This is a genomic window from Phytohabitans kaempferiae, from assembly GCF_042433955.1.
Taxonomy (GTDB): Bacteria; Actinomycetota; Actinomycetes; order Mycobacteriales; family Micromonosporaceae; genus Phytohabitans; species Phytohabitans kaempferiae.
Genome location: NZ_JBHLUH010000061.1, coordinates 169,952 through 187,546, shown reverse-complemented (window position 1 = coordinate 187,546; position 17,595 = coordinate 169,952). Strand labels below are relative to the sequence as shown.

14 protein-coding genes are annotated in these 17,595 nt (G+C 72.3%); 8 read left to right on the top strand and 6 right to left on the bottom strand.

Annotated elements, in window-relative coordinates; all coding sequences use genetic code 11:
- Nucleotides 1-56: 56 nt before the first annotated feature.
- Nucleotides 57-1,361 (top strand): FAD-binding oxidoreductase, encoded by a 1,305-nt coding sequence (locus ACFFIA_RS29765; RefSeq protein ID WP_377256992.1) that lies wholly within the window; start codon nt 57-59, stop codon nt 1,359-1,361.
- A 65-nt stretch (nt 1,362-1,426) separates the two neighbouring features.
- Here the strand turns inward: ACFFIA_RS29765 and ACFFIA_RS29760 are convergent, their stop codons facing one another.
- The 4 genes from ACFFIA_RS29760 to ACFFIA_RS29745 all read right to left on the bottom strand — a co-directional run bounded on the left by ACFFIA_RS29760 (nt 1,427) and on the right by ACFFIA_RS29745 (nt 6,566).
- Nucleotides 1,427-3,907 (bottom strand): FtsX-like permease family protein, encoded by a 2,481-nt coding sequence (locus ACFFIA_RS29760; RefSeq protein ID WP_377256989.1) that lies wholly within the window; start codon nt 3,905-3,907, stop codon nt 1,427-1,429.
- Nucleotides 3,904-4,623 (bottom strand): ABC transporter ATP-binding protein, encoded by a 720-nt coding sequence (locus ACFFIA_RS29755; protein ID WP_377256986.1) that lies wholly within the window; start codon nt 4,621-4,623, stop codon nt 3,904-3,906. Before ACFFIA_RS29755 ends, ACFFIA_RS29760 begins: the two co-directional genes overlap by 4 nt.
- Nucleotides 4,620-5,198: a PadR family transcriptional regulator gene (locus tag ACFFIA_RS29750; RefSeq protein ID WP_377256983.1), complete on the bottom strand. Its 579-nt coding sequence runs from the start codon at nt 5,196-5,198 to the stop codon at nt 4,620-4,622. The genes ACFFIA_RS29755 and ACFFIA_RS29750 overlap by 4 nt, the downstream gene beginning before the upstream one ends.
- A 429-nt stretch (nt 5,199-5,627) precedes the next feature.
- Nucleotides 5,628-6,566, bottom strand: coding sequence for a cyclase family protein (locus tag ACFFIA_RS29745; protein ID WP_377256980.1), 939 nt, complete (start codon nt 6,564-6,566; stop codon nt 5,628-5,630).
- A gap of 1,589 nt (nt 6,567-8,155) precedes the next feature.
- Here ACFFIA_RS29745 and ACFFIA_RS29740 point away from each other — a divergent pair.
- Nucleotides 8,156-10,804: an ATP-binding protein gene (locus ACFFIA_RS29740; RefSeq protein WP_377256976.1), complete on the top strand. Its 2,649-nt coding sequence runs from the start codon at nt 8,156-8,158 to the stop codon at nt 10,802-10,804.
- A gap of 40 nt (nt 10,805-10,844) precedes the next feature.
- Here ACFFIA_RS29740 and ACFFIA_RS29735 read toward each other — a convergent pair whose 3' ends face one another.
- Nucleotides 10,845-11,498, bottom strand: coding sequence for a response regulator transcription factor (locus ACFFIA_RS29735; protein ID WP_377256973.1), 654 nt, complete (start codon nt 11,496-11,498; stop codon nt 10,845-10,847).
- Nucleotides 11,498-12,451: a sensor histidine kinase gene (locus ACFFIA_RS29730; RefSeq protein WP_377256970.1), complete on the bottom strand. Its 954-nt coding sequence runs from the start codon at nt 12,449-12,451 to the stop codon at nt 11,498-11,500. The genes ACFFIA_RS29735 and ACFFIA_RS29730 overlap by 1 nt, the downstream gene beginning before the upstream one ends.
- Before the next feature lie 258 nt (nt 12,452-12,709).
- On the opposite strand from ACFFIA_RS29730, the gene ACFFIA_RS29725 reads away from it, so the two are divergent.
- The 6 genes from ACFFIA_RS29725 (at nt 12,710) to ACFFIA_RS29700 (ending at nt 17,580) form a co-directional block, all read left to right on the top strand.
- Entirely contained in the window at nt 12,710-12,916 is a 207-nt protein-coding gene (locus tag ACFFIA_RS29725) for a hypothetical protein (protein ID WP_377256967.1), read from the top strand.
- Nucleotides 12,917-13,034: 118 nt separating this feature from the next.
- Nucleotides 13,035-13,361, top strand: coding sequence for a hypothetical protein (locus ACFFIA_RS29720; protein WP_377256964.1), 327 nt, complete (start codon nt 13,035-13,037; stop codon nt 13,359-13,361).
- Nucleotides 13,362-13,702: 341 nt separating this feature from the next.
- On the top strand, nt 13,703-14,995 hold the full coding sequence (locus ACFFIA_RS29715; RefSeq protein WP_377256961.1) for an ArsB/NhaD family transporter: 1,293 nt from the start codon (nt 13,703-13,705) through the stop codon (nt 14,993-14,995).
- Nucleotides 14,996-15,040: 45 nt separating this feature from the next.
- Complete coding sequence (locus ACFFIA_RS29710; RefSeq protein ID WP_377256958.1) at nt 15,041-15,523, top strand: hypothetical protein; 483 nt, start codon at nt 15,041-15,043, stop codon at nt 15,521-15,523.
- 51 nt (nt 15,524-15,574) lie between these two features.
- A complete protein-coding gene (locus ACFFIA_RS29705) occupies nt 15,575-15,880 on the top strand; it encodes a hypothetical protein (RefSeq protein ID WP_377256955.1) in 306 nt (101 codons plus the stop codon).
- 146 nt (nt 15,881-16,026) lie between these two features.
- Nucleotides 16,027-17,580, top strand: a complete 1,554-nt coding sequence (locus ACFFIA_RS29700) for an ABC transporter substrate-binding protein (RefSeq protein WP_377256952.1) — start codon at nt 16,027-16,029, stop codon at nt 17,578-17,580.
- Nucleotides 17,581-17,595 lie beyond the last annotated feature (15 nt).

Sequence of the window (17,595 nt, the reverse complement as noted above, 5' to 3'; positions counted from 1 at the left end):
GCGCGGACCATATTCAGGATGTCAAATATCCAGGAATTCAGAGGGAAGGATCCACCATGAACGCCCCGCACTCCCTGGCCTCCGCCGTTCGCGGCCAGGTCTGGCTGCCCGGCGACGCCGACTTCGACGCCGCCCGCCGCCCCTGGAACGTGGCGGTCGAGCAGCCGGTCGCGGCCGTGGTCGAGGCGGCCGACGCCGACGACGTGGCCGCGCTGGTGCGGTACGCCCGGTCGGCCGGGCTCGGCGTCGCGACGCAGCCCAACGGGCACGGCGCCACCGGCCGCACCGGCGGCACGATCCTGCTGCGCACCGGCCGCCTCGACGCGCTGGAGCTCGACCCGGCCGCGCGCCGAGCGCGGGTCGGCGCGGGCGTGCCGTCCGGCCGCCTCCAGGCCGCCGCGGCGGCACACGGCCTCACCGGCCTGCCCGGCAGCTCACCGATCGTCAGCGTCACCGGCGTCGCGCTCGGCGGCGGGGTGAGCTGGTTCGGCCGCCGGTACGGCTGGGTCGCCGACAGCGTCACCGCCTTCGAGATCGTCGACGCCGAGGGGCAGCGGCGGCGCGTGGACGCCGGCACCGACCCGGACCTGTTCTGGGCGATGCGCGGCGCCGGCGGCGACTTCGCCATCGTCACCGCGCTGGAGCTGGAGCTGCGGGCGGCACCGGCGCTCTTCGGCGGCCGTACACTGTGGACCGGCGCGCACGCCCCCGCGGTCCTCGACGCCTTCCGGCGGATCACGGCGACCGCCCCCGACGAGCTGACCCTCTGGCTCGACCTGCTGCACATCCCCGGCGCCGAGCCGATGGTCGCGGTCGACGTCACCCACCTCGGCCCGGAGGGCGAGGCGCGGGAGCTGCTGGCCCCGCTCGACCGGCTGCCGGCGCCGCTCACCGACAGCCGGCAGCCGATGTCCGTCGCCGAGCTGGGCGCGATCACCGACGAGCCCACCGATCCGAGTCCCGGCCTGTCCCGCGGTGACCTGCTGACCCACCTCGACGACAGCGCTGCCGCCGCCCTGCTCGCCGACCCGATCGCTCCCCTGCTGGCCGTGCAGGTGCGCCACCTCGGCGGCGCGCTGGCCCAGCCGTCGGGCGGTCCGCACGGCCCGCTCGCCGAGCCGTACATCCTCTACACGCTGGGCATCCCCACCGACCCGGACGTGGCCGCGGCGATCTCCGCCCGGCAGCGGAGCCTCGCCGCCGCGATGCCCACCAGCGGCCGCAAGCCCTTCACGTTCCTGCACGCGAGCGAGACCGTGGCGGACGCCTTCACGCCCGACGTGGTCGCCCGGCTGCGGGCGGTCAAGCACCGGTACGACCCCGACAACGTGTTCCGCCCCAACTTCCCGGTCTCCGGCTGAGCGCCCCGGTCGACGAGGTCTTCAGCCTGGGCCGCTCGCCGTGGGACCGCGCCGAGCTGGGGCGCTCAGCCGAGGCGGCGGACCAGCACGAGCCGTGGGCGGGTCAGGACTGCGGCGAACAGCACGGCGGCCACGGGCGCCAGGACCACCGTGATGGCGAGCGGCAGCCACGGTATCCGCCAGGCGAGGTTGTCCCGGAAGGCGACCATCCCGGCGGCGGGCGCGATGCCGCCGACCACGCCGAGCGCGGCGCCGATGCCCACGATGAGCCCCGCCTGGGCGGCCGCGATCCGGCGGCGCAGCCGGGGCCCCGCGCCGACCGCGGCCAATGTGGACAGATCGCCGCGCATCTCGGCGGTGGCCAGCCCCACGGCCACCGCGCTCGCGGCCAGCGTGACGGCCGCGCTGACCGCCGCCAGCACGAGGAACATCGCGCCGTAGTCGCGCCCGCCGGCCTCCCGCTTCGTGCCGAGCAGGGCCGGTGCGGGATCGGTGACCGTCGGGCTCGCCTCCACCTGCGCGGCCAGGACCACCGAGTTGGCGGCGGCGTACTCGGCCGGCGTGGCCGGGCGCGTGGTGTCGACGAGCAGCCCCGCCGGGCTGGTGGTGAGGCCGAGCCGGGCCGCGGTCTCCTCGGCGACCACGGCGGCCGGCAGCTCGGTGTACCAGTCCGGCGCCGGTACGAGGACGGCCGGCACGGCGTGCCCGCCGGCGGTCCGCAGCTGCCCGTCGACGATCAGATGCGGATAGAACGCCACCGCGCCACCGTCACGCAGCGCGGCGAGCGCCGCCGGCGGTGCCTCGGCTCCGGTCACGGCGCGGATCAGGTCGGCTCCCCCGACCGCGACCCGCTCCGGGACCCAGGCCGGCACGCCGCTGTTGCCGTACACCGGCGGCTCGGATCCGGGCCGCACCATCTGGTCCGCCAAGACGAGCGGGATGCCGGCCCGCGTGGGCAGCGCCGCCTCCAGCGCCTGCCGCCGCGGTGGTGTCAGGTGGTCGGCCGCGGCGGCGGGCACCAGCACCTGGCCGGGTCGGGCGTCGGGTTGCAGCATCAGGTGGTCGACGTCCTCGGCCGCGTTGTAGAGCATCAGCGCCATGCTGCCCGCGACGGCCGTGCAGACGGCGGCGGCCGACGCGGCGGTACGCAGCCGGTGCCGGGCGGCGTGGCGTACCGCGAGCCGCACCGCCAGCGGCAGCCGGCGGGCGAGCCGGCCCGCGCCGGCGACCAGCACCGGCGTCGCCGCCGCCACGCCGAGCAGGATGGCCATGGCGCCCGCGGTGACCGTGACGATGCTGCCGGTCGGGCCGGCGGCGACGACCGCGGCCACCGCTCCCCCGGCCGCGATCAGCAGCCCGGCGACGAGCCAGCGCAGGTTGCTCGCGGCGGTCACCGGCTCGCGCCCGGACAGCGCGGTGCGCAGCCCCTGCCGGGCCGCGCCGCGCGCCGGACCGGCGGCCGCGAGCAGGCCGACCACCACGGCGAAGAGCGCGATGGCGGCCAGCCACCCCACCGGCGCCGCGCCGTGGTCGAGCGGATGGTTGGCGAGACGTTCGACGGTGTCCTTGTTGAGCTGGTACGTGAGCGCGCCCAGCGCCACCCCGCAGCCGCCCGCGAGCACGCCGAGCACGAGGCCGTTGGCGAGCACCATGCGTGCCACCTGGGCGCGGCTCGCCCCCACGGCGGCGATCATGGCCAGCTCGCGCCGCTGGCGGCGGGCCCCGACCGCGAAGGCCGCGCCGGCCAGCAGCGCCACCTGGAGGCCGGCGAAGCCGACCACCAGCACGAAGGCCGCCGTCCGCGTGGCCAGCTCCGCCGCGCTCGGGCGCAGGTCGCCGCGGTACGTGGTACTGAGCGACCCGACGCACACCTCCCTGCCGTCCGGCCGCACCTCGCAGGTCCGCGCGGCACTCATGTCCGGTGACCAGCCCTCGCCCGGCGGCAGCTTCACCAGCGTGTGCGCGGCGCTGCCGGAGAGGGGCTGGTCGGCGGCGGTGACGACGAGCGGGATGCTCAGCTCGCGCGCCGGATCGACGATGCCCACGACGGTGCGCTCGCGCGGCGGTACGCCGACCGCCAGCCGGCCGCCGACCGTGACACCGGTGGCCTCGGCGAGCGCGGCGGAGACGGCGGCCTCGTCCGGGCCGCGCGGTGCCCGGCCGGCGCGCACCGCGAAGATGCCCGAGGTCAGCTCGTCGTCGACGTCGACGGCCGCGTAGTCGCGCTGGCTGTAGGCCCCCTCGGCACGCACGACCGTGCGACCGTAGGTGACCCGCGCGGTGCGGCTGCCCGGCGGCAGCGTCTCCAGGACAGCGGGCGCACTCTCGCCGGAGATCTCCCAGTCGGCCTGTCCAAGCCGCCAGCTCGCCTCGGTGTCGGCGGAGGTGTACGTGCTCGCGTACGAGAGCGCCAGCACCGTGCCGGCGTACACGGGCAGCGCCAGCATCAGCACGATCAGCAGCGTGCGGGCCTTGCTCCGGGCCGCGGAGCGGCGGGCGACCCGGATCGCCACGCGCCACGACCCGGCCGTCTCGGCGAGCTTCATGAGGTCAGCAGCTCCTCGGCCAGGTCGCGCCCGCCGGTGCTGTCGACCATGCGCCCGTCGCGCAGGAACACGATCCGGTCGGCCCAGCTCGCGAAGCGCGCCTCGTGAGTCACCAGCACGGCGGCCGCGCCGCGGTCGACCCGGGCCCGGATCAGGTCGAGCACCGCCTGGCCGGTGGCCGAGTCGAGCGCCCCGGTCGGCTCGTCGGCGAGCAGCAGCCGGCGCCGCCCGATCAATGCCCGGGCCACCGCGACCCGCTGCTGCTGGCCGCCGGAGAGCTGGTCGGGAAAGCGGTCCGCCTCCGCGGCGAGCCCCACTTCCTCCAGCGCGGCGCACGCCTCGGACCGGGCCCGGCGGGCCGATGCGCCGGCCAGCTCGCGGGGCAGCGCGACGTTCTCCGCGGCGGTGAGGCCGGAGACCAGGTTGAAGTCCTGGAACACGTATCCGATCCGGTCGCGGCGCAGCCGGGCCAGCGCGGTCGCGGAGAGCCCGTCCAGCGGCACGCCCTCGACCCGTACCTGGCCGGCGGTGGGGACGTCGAGGCCGCCGCCGATCGCCAGCAGCGTGGACTTGCCGGAGCCGGACGGCCCCATCACCGCGACCAGCTCGCCGGCCGCCACCTCGATGCTCAGGTCGCGCAGCGCCCGTACGGTGACGCCGCCGGACCGGTACTCCCGGCTCACGCCGGCCAGGCTCAGCACGATGTCGGCGCTCATCGGGCGCTCCGGGCGGTGCCGCGCGAGGCGCGGCGCGGCTTCACGGGCGCGGGCAGCCGGCCGCCCCGGCGCAGCACCGTCGACTCGACGTGGTCCAGCCAGCGCACCTCCCCCTCCAGGGCGAAGACGAGGCTGTCCAGCAGCAGCACCCCGGCCACGTCGTCCGCCTCGTCGGCGGTGCGGCGCAGCGTGTTGTAGTCGCGCATCAGCCGCAGCGACTCGGTGCGCTGCCGCTGCACCACCGAGGTAACGTCGACGTCCGGCGTGGTGGCCGCCATCAGCAGCTTGATCGCCAGCTCGTTGCGGGGCCGGTCGGTGTCGGCCACCGGCGTGCTGAACCACCGGTCCAGCGCCGCCCGCCCGGCGTCGGTGATCGCGTACACCGTGCGCCCCTCGTCGTTCGCTCCCTCGGCGGCGACAAGGCCGTCCCGGTCCAGCCGCTCCAGTGTCGTGTAGATCTGGCCCACGTTGACCGGCCAGGTGCCGCCGGTCCGCGCCTCGAACTCGGTGCGCAGCTGGTACCCGTACTTGGGGCCGTCGGCGAAGAGCGCCAGCAGCCCGAACTTCACACTCATCGCGCCACACCTTACCGAGTAAGTAGTTACCGGGTAAGCAGTATGCGCGCGCGGGCACCACACGTCAACCCTCGGCCACCGCACCGCCCCAGCCGCGTCCCGACTCGGCGTCGGGGCGAGGGCGGTTGCAGATCGTGACTCCTCGCGTCGTGGGTCGCGGGACATCGAGCACGTCGGCTCGGCGCACGATGACGCGGAACTAGAGAGATTCGGTGTCGGGGTGGTCGCGTTGGTGGGCTGCGTTCGGACCCGGTGTGGACCTCGGCGGGTGCGTGGGCGTTGTCGGGGACATAGCCCTTTCAAACCGGCCGCGAGGGGCTGTGTCCCCGACAAAGCCCCTCGCGAAGCGACACCAACCCCGACCGCGAAAGCTCTCTGGACGCGCTGAAGGCCGCGGCGCGGCAACGCTCTGATTTGAGCCCGGTCGGGTCAGAAGGTGGCGATCGGGTTGACCGGGCTGCCGGACGTACCGGCGAAGCGAACCGGCGCGACCGCGAGGTGGAAGTCCCACTGGCCGAGCTCGGCAGCCGTCGCCGCGCACGCCTCCAGGTCGCAGTTGTCGAGCAGCCACAGACCCATCGCGACGAGGCTCACGGCGTGAACCGGCATCAACACGCCTTCGTACCCCGACGGCTGAACGTCCTGAGGTGTGTCGGCGCCGATCAGCGCGACCTCCCGTTCACGCAGCCACGGCAGGCAGGACGCGTGCCAGCCCGCCTGCGTGAAACCGCTGGCCGCACCGGCCTCGTGCCGGACGCGGCCGTGGCCGGTCCGCAGGAGCACCGCATCGCCGGATCGCACCCGCACACCCTGGCGACGCTCGGCCTCCTCGAGGTCGTCGGGAAACACACCCTGCCCCGGTTCCAACCACGGCACATCGCGGACCCTCGCGACGTCCAGCAAGACACCACGCGTGATGATCCCGTTCGCCGCCGCCGTGACGGCCGCCCACGCCGATCCCGTCGCGGCGTCGACCAACGAGTGCGACCGCCCGTTGTACATCGTGCCGTCCCAGAAGATGTGGCACGGCGAGTCGATGTGGGTGACGACGTTGCCGTGGAAACTGATGCCCAGCCGTTCGGACGAAAAGCCCCAGCGCCGGTCGGCGCGGAATCCGGGCGCCGGCATGTGCTCGGCACCCGGCATGTCGGCGGCGCACGGGCACGCCGTCGTCGACCGCTCCATGTCGTCCGGTACGGCGACCTCCCACGCGCACGACACGCTCCTGCCGTGGCGCACGGCACGCGCCGCCGCCAGCCGGACGTCGTCGGTAATGTGGTTCAGCGTGCCGAGCTCGTCGTCGTCGCCCCACCGTCCCCAGTTCGACAGCGTGTCGAAGTAGCCGAGCACGTCGTCCTGCGTGGGCATCGGTCGCCCTGCCGTCATCCCAGCACCGACTCCTCCGGTCATGCGGTTCGAGGCACCGCAGGTACGGTATCCCGCCCTCTCCTTGGCATGCCAAGGCCCGCTGACCTGGCATGACACTGGCTCCGGCGACCACACCTTCACCGCCGCCGACCCACTACCCGACGACCTCCGCACCGCCGTCGCCGCGATCACCCAAGGTGCGCACCGGCCACCTCGCCGCCCCAGCCGCGTCGCCGATCAGCGGGGTTCACGCGCGGTAGGCCTCTTCGGGGCCCAGTGCAGCGGGCAGCGGGCAGCGGGCAGCGGGCAGCGGGCAGCGGGCAGCGGGCAGCGGGCAGCGGGCAGCGGGCAGCGGGCAGCGGGCAGCGAAATCTGACGTCAACGGCCGGCGAGCGACCCGCCACATCTCACACGGACATCACCATCAATACAAAATGCCGTTGACCAGCCTTAGGGCGCACAATCGCCACCACACCGCACGGCAACATAAGGCGCGACGGCAAGGTGCTGTCTGCAAATGCAGGAACGAAATCACAAAACGACTAGACGAGGCTGCTGGCGCCGCCACAGCCATTCCCAGTGAGGATAGGCGCGGACCAGCGAAACCGATATCCCGCCCCGCAGCACCACGCCTACGGCGACGACCAGCATAGCCACGGTGCCGATCCGAACCCGGACCACGGGAACTCCTCGCATCCATATTGGCGGGACGACGACACAGGCCGCCCATCCGCGCCAACTCAAGTCGACCTGGCAACTGCACGTAGATCGCGAGTAACGCAGCGTGACCCCATCCGTTTGGGGACGTTGATCCAAGCGATCCACGAAACAGCAAAATACTCGGTTGGTGCAGGGAGGGCAACACGTCCACCAGGAAAGAGCGCCGCCCGCCCGCCACCGAAGATCGACACTCTCGGTAACGCCTTCGGCACCAACAGATCACCGCTCACGGGAAGGTCTCGAGATGCCGCGAAGACACGCCCGCCTGGAAGACAGCTCGCATTGCCCATCCGCGAGGCCGCCGCGATCCCGCTACACACAAGAGGATGCCGCGCAATTTGGCGAGTTTTTTGGACAGGCGTCCGCCCGAAGGCGGGCCGAATCCCAAGTTTCGAAGCCGCAGTTTACGGAGCGCTGAATCCAAATGATTGCCGCCCGGCCCGAAATATTCTCCGTGCCCACACTTCACCGTGGCGGTATACGTCGCGAATTCGACCGGCCCCAGCTAAAGGCCGAGCAATCCGCAGACCAAGACCAAGAGTGCGGAGTTGGGCCCGGTGGAGCCATTTGCCACAGCGACGATCGTTACCTCCGCCCATTTCTACCGACCGACGGAGAGAATCATGGGGCCGCCACGCGGATCACGCCTTCGAAAGACGTCCGAGTGAACTCTTTCACCACGACCGCGGACCTTGGTGGCACTCGACACGACCACGCTTTTCCGCCTCGACCGACGGCCAACCTTCGACGAAATGGCAATCGCCCGATGCGACTGGCCAAAGATTAAGGCGGATCAATGGTAGTGTGAACGCCGCACACCTTCCTCTCGTACCGTAGTCATGGCAACACACCACGTAAGGATGCAAGTGGTGACCACGGCCGAGGATGTACCGCGCCCGATGGAACGGGACGAGCCCACGCCAGCCGCGGATCGCAACCCGCGGGCACACAGCAGTGACCGGGGTCGTCAAACGGCGGGAGACCGATACGTCTACGGCGGTACGCCGCCGCCCACGGTCGCCGTCCCCTGCGACACGCTCCCGCGCAATACCGCCGCGTTCGTCGGCCGTGGTCGCGAACTTCGCGCGCTCATACATCTGGTGCTCCAGCGTCCCGAGTCCGAAACGAACGTTCCCGTGTACGCGATCGACGGCATGCCCGGAGTGGGCAAGACGACGCTGGCGATCCACGCCGGCCACATGCTGCGGAGCCGCTTCCCGGACGGCCAGTTCTTCATCGACCTGCACGGACACACCGTGGGACGCCGCCCGGTGCACCCGAACGACGCGCTGTTCGCGCTGCTGGCCGCGGACGGCGTCCAGCCGTCGCACATACCGCCCCGCCAGGACGACCGGGCCGCGCTCTGGCGAAAGCGCCTGGCGGGCGGCAGGTCCCTGCTCATCCTCGACAACGCGGAGAGCACCTCGCAGGTCCAGCCCTTGCTCCCCGGGGCGGGCGGCTGTCTCGTCATCATCACGAGTCGGCGCCGGCTCACCGGGCTCGCGGCTCAGCAGGTCCCGGTGACCCTCCCCCTCGGCACGCTTCCGCCGCAGGACGCGACCGACCTGTTCGCCGCGGTCGCCAACCGGCACCTGGGCCCCGAGGAAGCGGATGCCGTCGCCGAGCTGATCCGCCTGAGCGGCTACCTGCCACTCGCGATATGTCTGCTGGCGACCCGGCTGCGACCGGATCCCCGGTGGCGGATCGCCGACCTCGCGCGGGAGCTCGCCGACACCAGGCACCGCCTCGCGCACATGCGCGCCGAGGACACGGCGGTCGCCGCCGCCTTCGGGCTCTCCTACGAACGCCTGCCTCCCGGCCGCCAGCGCTTCTTCCGGCGGCTCGGGCTTCACCCCGGCCCCGACCTCGACCAGTACGCGGCCGCCGCACTCGCCGGCATCACGCCGGCCAAGGCGCACGCGCACCTGGAGGCGCTCTACGAGGACCACCTGCTCGAGCAGCACACGCGGGGCCGGTACCGGATGCACGATCTCATCCGCGAGTACTCGGCGACTCTGGCCGAGGACGATCCCGCCGCCTACCGGCGCCTGGCCGTCGACCGGTTGCGCGCCTACTACCGGGCCGCGGCTGCGGAGGCGGGCCGCCACCTGTCGCGCCGAGCCGGCCCGGCTCCCGCGTCGGAGCACCTGGACCGCGGGGACAGCGTGCCCGTGATCCGGACCCGCGAACGGGCCATGGCATGGCTGGACGCCGAACGCGCCAACCTGTTCGCCTGCGCCAGCGGCATGCGTACGCCCGACGAGGCTTCGTGCCTGGGCGCGCTGGCCGCCGCGATGGCGCCGTACCTGCGCATCGCGGGTCCGTGGGACCACGCCATGTCGATCCACCGGAGCGTCGCCGCGCTCACCGGCGAGACCGGCGACCAGGCATCGCGCGCGGACGCGCTGATCGAGCTCGGCGTTCTCGAGCGGTTGACCGGAAACTACCCGTCCGCCGCACGGACGCTGACCCGAGCCCGCGAGCTGTGCGAACGGGTCGGCCACGAGCCCGGCCTCGCCGAGGTCCTCGTCCAGCTCAGCGCGGTACTGCGGCGCACGGGCCACGTCGAGGAGGCCGCGAAGGGACTGCGCCGGGCGCTGGAGATCAACGACCGCCGGGGCGACCCGCGCGGCCAGGCCGACGCGCTCAACGAGCTGGGCGCCGTGCTCTACTTCAGCGGCGACCACGCGGCGGCACTCGACAGCCTCGAACGCGCGCTCGCCATCCACGAGGAGATCGGCGACCTTCATGGCATGGCCAACGCCCTCAGCCAGATCGGCATGGCCCAGCAGCTCACCGGCGAGTACCCCCGCGCCATCGAGGTGCAGGAGCGCGCGCTCACCATCTACCGGCGGCTCGGCGACCGCCACGGCCTGGCCCGTGCGCTCAACTACCTCGGCTTCGCGCTGTACCAGGTCGGTGACCACGCGGGGAGCGAAGCCGCGCTGAGCGAGGCCCTGACGGTGCACCGCGCCCTCGGCTACCGTCCCGGTCAGGCCAACGCCCTGAACTACCTCGGGGTCGTGCGGAGGCGTACCGGCGACCTGCTCGACGCCGAACGCTGCCTGACCGAGGCCCTCGGGCTGTACCGGGACCTGCTCGACCGGCACGGCGAAGCGGACATCGTCAACCAGCTCGGTGTCGTGCGCCGGCTGTCGGGAGACCATCGAGCCGCGGCCGACGCGCACGAGCGGGCGCTGGCCGTCTTCGAGCAGCTCTCCGACCGCCTCGGCCAGGTCGAGGCGCTCAACAACCTCGGTGATCTGGTGCTCGCCGTACGCGACCGGCCGGACGAGGCGTCGGCCCTCTTCCAGCGCGCCCTGGATACCGCCCGGCAGGTGCGCTATCCGGCCGCTGAGGCACACGCCCTCCAGGGCCTGGGTCGCTGCACGCTGCGGCGGGGAGATCCAGGCGGCGCGGTCCGGACCCTGCGCGAGGCGGAGGTGATCTTCCAGCGGATCGGGATGGCGTGGGCGGCGACCGAGACGGCTCGCCTCATCGCCGCCTGCCCACGCTGACGTCCCTTCCCGCCTCGCCCCACGAATCCCGGACGCGCGGTCAGGGCTCGATGAGGCCGGCGCGGATGGCGTACCGGGTCAGCTCCAAGCGGTCCTTGAGGCCGAGCTTCTGGAGCATGTTGGCGCGGTGGCGCTCGACCGTCTTGACGCTGATCACGAGGATGTCGGCGATCTGCTTGGAGGAGTGCCCCTCGGCGACCAGCTTGAGCACCTCCTCCTCCCGATCGGTGATCGCCTTGGCCGGCACCGGCTCGCCGTGGCGGGCGCGGTCGAGATAGTTGCGGATCAGGGCGTTGACCGCGCCCGGGTAGAGGAACGGCTCGTCGCGCATCGCGGCGTGGCAGGCCTGTACGAGGTCGCGGTCGGCGACGGACTTGAGCACGTACCCGCTGGCGCCGGCCCGCAGCGCCTCGAAGAAGAACTGCTCGTTGTCGTACATGGTCAGGATCAGGATGCGCAGCTGCGGCTGGAGGCGGGACAGCTCGCGGGCCGCCTGGAGGCCGGTCAGCCGGGGCATCGCGATGTCGAGGATGGCGAGGTGGGGCTGGTGGGTCCGGGCCATCTCGATGGCCTCGGCACCGTCACCGGCCTCGGCCACGACCGCGAGGTCCGGCTCGCCGTCGAGGATGAGCCGGACACCGCGGCGCACCAGCGCGTGGTCGTCCGCGAGCAGGATCCGCGTGGTCGTTGACATCAGTTGCTCCCGTTCGCGATCGGCAGGCGTAGCCGTACCTCGGTGCCCCCGCCCGGGCTCGCGCCGACGGTGAGGTTGGCGCCGACGAGCAGCGCGCGCTCCCGCATACCCCGGATGCCGGCGCCCTCGGCGGCCTGGCCCAGTCCGCGGCCGTCGTCGCGGACGCGCAGCTCGACACCGCCCGGGGCGCGGCGCAGCGCGATGTCGAGCCGGCGGGCGTCGGCGTGGCGGGCGGTGTTGGTCAGTGCCTCCTGGGCGACCCGGTAGACGACCAGCTCGGCCTCTTCGTCGAGCCCGGTCAGGTCGCTGTCGAAGTGCTGGCGCACGACGACGCCGCTGTGCTGCGAGATCTCCGTCGTCAGCGCGCGCAGGGCGCTCACCAGGCCCAGTTCCTCGAGTACGCCGGGGCGCAGCCGCCGGGCGATGCGGCGGATCTCGTCGAGGCTGTCGCGCGTGGTCTCCTGCACCTGGTGCAGCTCGCCCCGGAGTGGCTCGGGAGTCCGGTCGGCGACCCGCTTGAGTTCGAGGATGACCGCGGTCAGCGTCTGGCCAACCTCGTCGTGCAGCTCCTGAGCGATCCGGCGGCGCTCGCCCTCCTGCGCGGAGAGGGCGCGGGCGGTGCTGGTGGCGCGCTCGGCCTCCAGCCGGTCGAGCATCGCGTTGAACGTGCGGATCAGGTCGGCGATCCCGGCGTGCCCGGTGACCGCGGGGCGCGGGCCCGGTTGGAGCAGGTCGATGGTCGCCATCGCGCGGGTCAGGCGCTGCAGCGGGGCCAGCCCGATCCGCAGCAGCACCGCGTTGGCCAGCAGCATCGCGGCCAGGCCCGCGGTGAGGATGACCGCCTCGGTGAACAGCACCGGCGTGGAGACGGTGACCGGGCCGAAGAGCAGGAGGTTTACGGCGACGGTCAGGACGGCGGCGTTGAGCAGGAAGATCCGCCAGAACAGGGACACGCGCTCCTCTCCTTCCTCGACGGTTCCCTCCCTACTATCGCCCTCGGTGCCGGCTCAGCCCCACATTTCCCCTCGTGCCGGCGGACACTCGCCAAACTCCAGCGTGACGCGCGCCCGCGTGAGGTGTCCATCCGTAGCGGCACCCACGACAACGCCGGGAAAGACCGTATCCGCACGCGGTTTTGCCGGTCACCACGGATGGTCGGCGGCGGGCTGGGCGCCGACGCTGGGAGGAGAGACCCGAGCCCCGAGGAGCCGATGAACCATCTCGACGACCGCATCCGCCGCGGCACGCACGCCGACCGCCGCCGGCGGATCGGGGGGTGGCTGCTGATGGTCGTCGCCTTCGGGGTACTCGCCGTCGCGGTCGCCTCCGGGCGCGGGTTGGCACTCGCCGCCGGGCTCATCCTGGCCGCCGCGGCCGCACACCTGCTCGGCGCTGCCGGCGACCGCCCTCGGGGCTGACCGACGGCCCCAAAGGCTGACGGACGGCCCGAAAATGGGTGCTGGCACCTATTGTCACGCGGCGGACATCGGCGGACGGTCGGGCTGTCGGTATCCGTACCATCATCAGGAGCCGTCAATGAACACACCGGATGACGAACTGGTCGGTCGTGCGCTGCACGCCCGGGACAGCCAGCTGGTCGGCCGGATCACGGCCGTCTACCAGTACCCCGCCGACATCCACGCGCCGGCCGGCGTGGCGGCGATCTCGGGCGGTCTGCTGCGCCGCTCCCACCTCGTCGACCTGGAGGAGGCCGCTGTCGTCGACGGCGCGTTGACCGTGCCGCACGACAAACACACCATCAACAGCGCACCGCACTTCACCCCGCTGGTGGGAGACATGCTCTCCGACCGCGACGGTGTCACGGTGCGCGAGCACTACTGGGGCGCCGCGCAGCCGGCGTAGCCCGCCCACGAGCACATTGGTGGGCCGCGCGGTCGGACGATCCGACGCCGCCCGACGAGGGAATCCTGCTGGATTCGACGTAGGGACCGGTACCGCGCGGCCTCCCGTACAGCAGACCGCATCCCGCGGGATGGTCACCATTGGTGCCGACACCCATTTCGCGGGCGACCTACATTGCATGCCACGCATGCGCCGATATGGGTGTCGGCACCGATAGTCGCCCGTTCGAGGTGCGGGCGACCATGGCGCATGCACGCGTCAGGTCACGGGCACGCGCCCGGATGCAACGACCGCCTTGTATATGGAAACGCGACCGAGCACGGTCCGCCCGGGGGCCGCCGGTGAACGGCCTCGGCGCCATTGTCGCGGTCATCATCTTCTCGGTGGCGTTCTTTCTCATCGCCACCGAACGAGTCCACCGCGTCGCGGTCGTCCTCGGTGCCGCCGGGCTCATGGTCGCGCTGCGACTGGTGCCCGGCGACGACGTGTTCTACAGCGAGCACGCCGGCATCGACTGGGGTGTCATCTTCCTTCTCCTCGGCATGATGATCATCGTTGGGGTGATCAAACAGACCGGGGTCTTCGAGTTCTTAGGCATCTGGGCCGGCAAGAAGTCGCGCGGACAGCCGTACCGCCTGCTGGTCCTGCTGATGGTCATCACGGCGGTCGCGTCGCCGTTCCTGGACAACGTCACCACGGTCATGCTGGTGGCGCCGGTGACCATCGCGGTCTGTCAGAAGCTGGACCTGCCCGCCGCGCCGTACCTGATCGCGGAAGCGCTGGCGTCGAACATCGGCGGCGCCGCCACGCTCATCGGCGATCCCCCGAACATCATCATCGGCGCCCGCGCGGGGCTCACGTACAACGACTTCATCGTCCACATGACACCGATCACCATCGTGTTGTTCGTCATGTTCGTGCTCATGGCCCGGTTGATGTTCCGCAAGGCTTTCGTGCACAAGCCGGAGCGGGTCGAGGCGGTCATGCGGCTCAACGGGCGGGACGCCATCAAGGACAAAGGGCTGCTGATCCGCTGCCTGATCGTCCTGACCCTCGTGATGGTCGGTTTCGCGCTGCACCACGTCCTGCACCTGGAGCCGTCCGTCATCGCGCTGCTCGGCGCCGGCCTCATGGTGCTCGTCTCCGGCGTGAAGGCGTCCGACTACCTCGCCGAGGTCGAGTGGACGACCCTGGTGTTCTTCATGGGCCTGTTCGTGATGGTCGGCGGCCTGGTGGAGACCGGCGTGATCGACCGGCTCGGCGGCTGGGCCGTGGACGCCGTGGGCGACAACTACTTCCTCGCCGCGACCGCCCTGATCTTCGGCTCGGCCGTACTCGGGGCGTTCTTCGACAACATCCCGTACGTGGCGACGATGGCGCCGGTCGTCGAGGAGCTGGTGGCACAGGCACCGGACCCGGACACCGGGCAGTCGCTGTGGTGGGCGTTCGCGCTCGGCGCCGACCTGGGCGGCAACGGCACGGCGGTGGCGGCCAGCGCCAACGTCGTCGTCCTCGGCATCGCCGCACAGCACGGGCAGCCGATCACGTTCTGGCAGTTCACCAAGTACGGCATCATCACGACCCTGGTGACCGTGACGGTCGCCTGGGGCTATGTGTGGTTGCGCTACTTCTGACCCGGGGACGACCAGCCGTCACCCTGTCAACGTACTGTTGACAGGGTGACGGCTGAACTGACCGACCTGGCCGAGGTGGCCGCGGCCCGCGCGCGGCTCGACGAGCACGAGCGCGAGCTCATCGAGCGGGCCCGGCACCACGGCGCGACGTGGCACCAGATCGCGGCCGTGCTCGGCCTGGCCAGCCGGCAGGCGGCGCAGCAGCGGCACCAGCGCCTGGTCGAGTCGGCCCGGGCCCGGCGCCGCGCGCTCGACCTGGCGTACGCGCCGGGGCTGGCCGCCGTCCGCGCGGCGGTCGTCGCGCTCGACCGGTGGATCGAGGCCGACCAGGGCTGGGACGCCCACTTCACCCGGGCCGACCTGGTCCGCCAGACCGTGCGGGCCGCCCTCGACGCCGGCCCCGGCTCGCTCTACGCGCTGGCCGTGCACATCGCGGCCGACCTCTCCGGCGCCGGCGAGCAACGGCTCCCGCTGCCGGTGCGGCAGGCCCTCGCGGAGCTGCGGCAGGCTCTGTCAACAGAAGATTGACATCGTCCGCACACATTGACTCAATTCCGCTCAAGCTTTCTGATCGGAGAGGTGTCCACGCAGTCCGCCGGCCGCTTGCCGTGGACCCTGGTGGCGGCGGTGACCGCCGTGCAGGCGCGTACCCCGCACGCGCTGCTCGGCCGCGTCGCCGCGACCGCCAGCACGGCGATGTTCGGGCCGATCGTGCTCGCCATCCCGCTCGGCTCGGCGCTGGTCGGCCTGGGCAGCCGCCCGTCGCTGCTCGCCGCGGCCCTGGCCTGCCTCGCGACCGCAGCCGTGGCCACTGGCCGCACGGCTGCGGCCGGCCCGCCGGACCGACCGACCGCGCCGCCGCCGGGAAGCCGCGCCGCGCGGTGATCTGGCTCACCGCGCGGTTGTCCACCGTGATCCACAACGGCTAGCCTGCCTCCTAGTTGCCAACTCTTTGCAACTGCACCACGCTCACAAAAAGTTTGCCGGTTCGTCGCACGTTGTTCGTTCTCGACAAGCATCTGGAGGCGGTCATGCGGGAACGGCGACGATGGCAGGCGGCGCTGGCCTGTGCCGTGCTGGTCCTGTCGCTCGCGGCGTGCGGCGGCGGTGCCCCCGCCGGCGGCCCGGACACCGGGGCCGTACCGGCCGGCGGCACGCTGCGCGTGGCGATCGGCCAGCCGGAGGCCGACCTCAACGGCCTCGAGTACAAGACGCACGCGTTCAACGTGCTCGACCAGATCTACGAGCCGCTGGTGCGGTACGGGCCGAGAGGCGAGGTGCTGCCCGGCCTGGCCGAGCGGTGGGAGGTGAGCCCGGACGGGCTGACGCTCACCTTCCACCTGCGCGGCGGCGTGACCTTCTCCGACGGCGAGGCGTTCACCGCACCGGTCGCCAGGACCGACATGGAACGGTGGATCGGCGACACCCCGTTCCTCGGCATCTCCCGCCAGACGAGCGCGATCGAGGCGCCGGACGAGCGGACGCTGGTGCTGCGGCTCAAAGGGCCGTACTACCCGGCGTTGCAGGAGCTGACGCTCATGCGGCCGGTGCGCTTCCGCAGCCCCGCCTCCTTCGACGCGGCCGGCAACTACCTCAAACCGGTGGGCACCGGGCCGTACCAGGTGGAGTCCGTGTCCCAGACCGAGATCACGCTGGTCCGCAACGACACGTACTGGGGCGGGCGGCCCAACCTCGACCGGGTCGTCTTCGCCGTGATGCCCAACTCGCAGGCCCGCCTCGCCGCGCTCAAGGCGGGCGAGGTCGACGTGATCGGCGGCGACTACCTGGCCCCGCTGGCTCCGGAGGAGACGCTCGACCTGCGCGCCCACGCCGGCGTCTCGCTGCTCTCCGAGCCCTCCTCGACCAACCTGCTGCTCGCGTTCAACACCACGACCGGCAACCGGGCGCTGGCCGACCCGCGCGTACGGGAGGCGGTCAACCGGGCACTCGACCGGGACGCGTACGCCAAGGCGCTCTTCCACGACCTCGCCAAGCCGGCGACGCAGGTGTTTCCGCCCGCGATCCCGTACGCGCCGCGGCAGCCCCGCGACCTCACGCTCGACCAGGGGCGGGCCCGAGACCTGCTGGGCCAGGCCGGACAGTCCGCGGTGTCGCTGCGGCTGATCCTCGACACGGGGATGCTGCCCCAGGCGCGCACGCTCAGCGAGGCGATCCAGGCCGACCTGGCCAAGGTCGGCATCCAGGTGGAGATCGAGCAGCTCGACTCGGCCGCGTACACCGACACCGCCGCCAAGCGCGACTACGACCTGCTCTTCTACCTCACCTACGGGCCGCCCTACGACCCGTTCGCGATGCTCAACGCCAACTTCCGCAGTACGGTGCCGGCGTTCCTCTACACGGCGCCCGACCTCGACGGGCTCGTCGACGCCGCCCTGGCCAGCACGAGCGAGCAGGCGCGGGCCGCCGCGTACGAGAAGGTGTGGTCCCGGCTCAACGACGACTGGGCGGTGGCGCCGGTCGTGGAGCTGCCGAGGGTCTGGGCGGTCGGCCCGGCGGTCAAGGGCTTCGAGCTGGGCGTGACCGAGTACGACCTGCCGCTGACCAAGGTCGGCGTGGCCCGGTAACGCGATGCGGAAGCG

What these genes read in the sequence shown, in the direction of transcription:
- ACFFIA_RS29745 (WP_377256980.1), bottom strand. Translation starts at nt 6,566, where the DNA reads ATGCCCACGCAGGACGACGTGCTCGGCTACTTCGACACGCTGTCGAAC.
- ACFFIA_RS29760 (WP_377256989.1), bottom strand. Translation starts at nt 3,907, where the DNA reads ATGAAGCTCGCCGAGACGGCCGGGTCGTGGCGCGTGGCGATCCGGGTC.
- ACFFIA_RS29720 (WP_377256964.1), top strand. Translation starts at nt 13,035, where the DNA reads ATGAACACACCGGATGACGAACTGGTCGGTCGTGCGCTGCACGCCCGG.
- ACFFIA_RS29735 (WP_377256973.1), bottom strand. Translation starts at nt 11,498, where the DNA reads ATGTCAACGACCACGCGGATCCTGCTCGCGGACGACCACGCGCTGGTG.
- ACFFIA_RS29700 (WP_377256952.1), top strand. Translation starts at nt 16,027, where the DNA reads ATGCGGGAACGGCGACGATGGCAGGCGGCGCTGGCCTGTGCCGTGCTG.
- ACFFIA_RS29725 (WP_377256967.1), top strand. Translation starts at nt 12,710, where the DNA reads ATGAACCATCTCGACGACCGCATCCGCCGCGGCACGCACGCCGACCGC.
- ACFFIA_RS29765 (WP_377256992.1), top strand. Translation starts at nt 57, where the DNA reads ATGAACGCCCCGCACTCCCTGGCCTCCGCCGTTCGCGGCCAGGTCTGG.
- ACFFIA_RS29750 (WP_377256983.1), bottom strand. Translation starts at nt 5,198, where the DNA reads ATGAGTGTGAAGTTCGGGCTGCTGGCGCTCTTCGCCGACGGCCCCAAG.
- ACFFIA_RS29755 (WP_377256986.1), bottom strand. Translation starts at nt 4,623, where the DNA reads ATGAGCGCCGACATCGTGCTGAGCCTGGCCGGCGTGAGCCGGGAGTAC.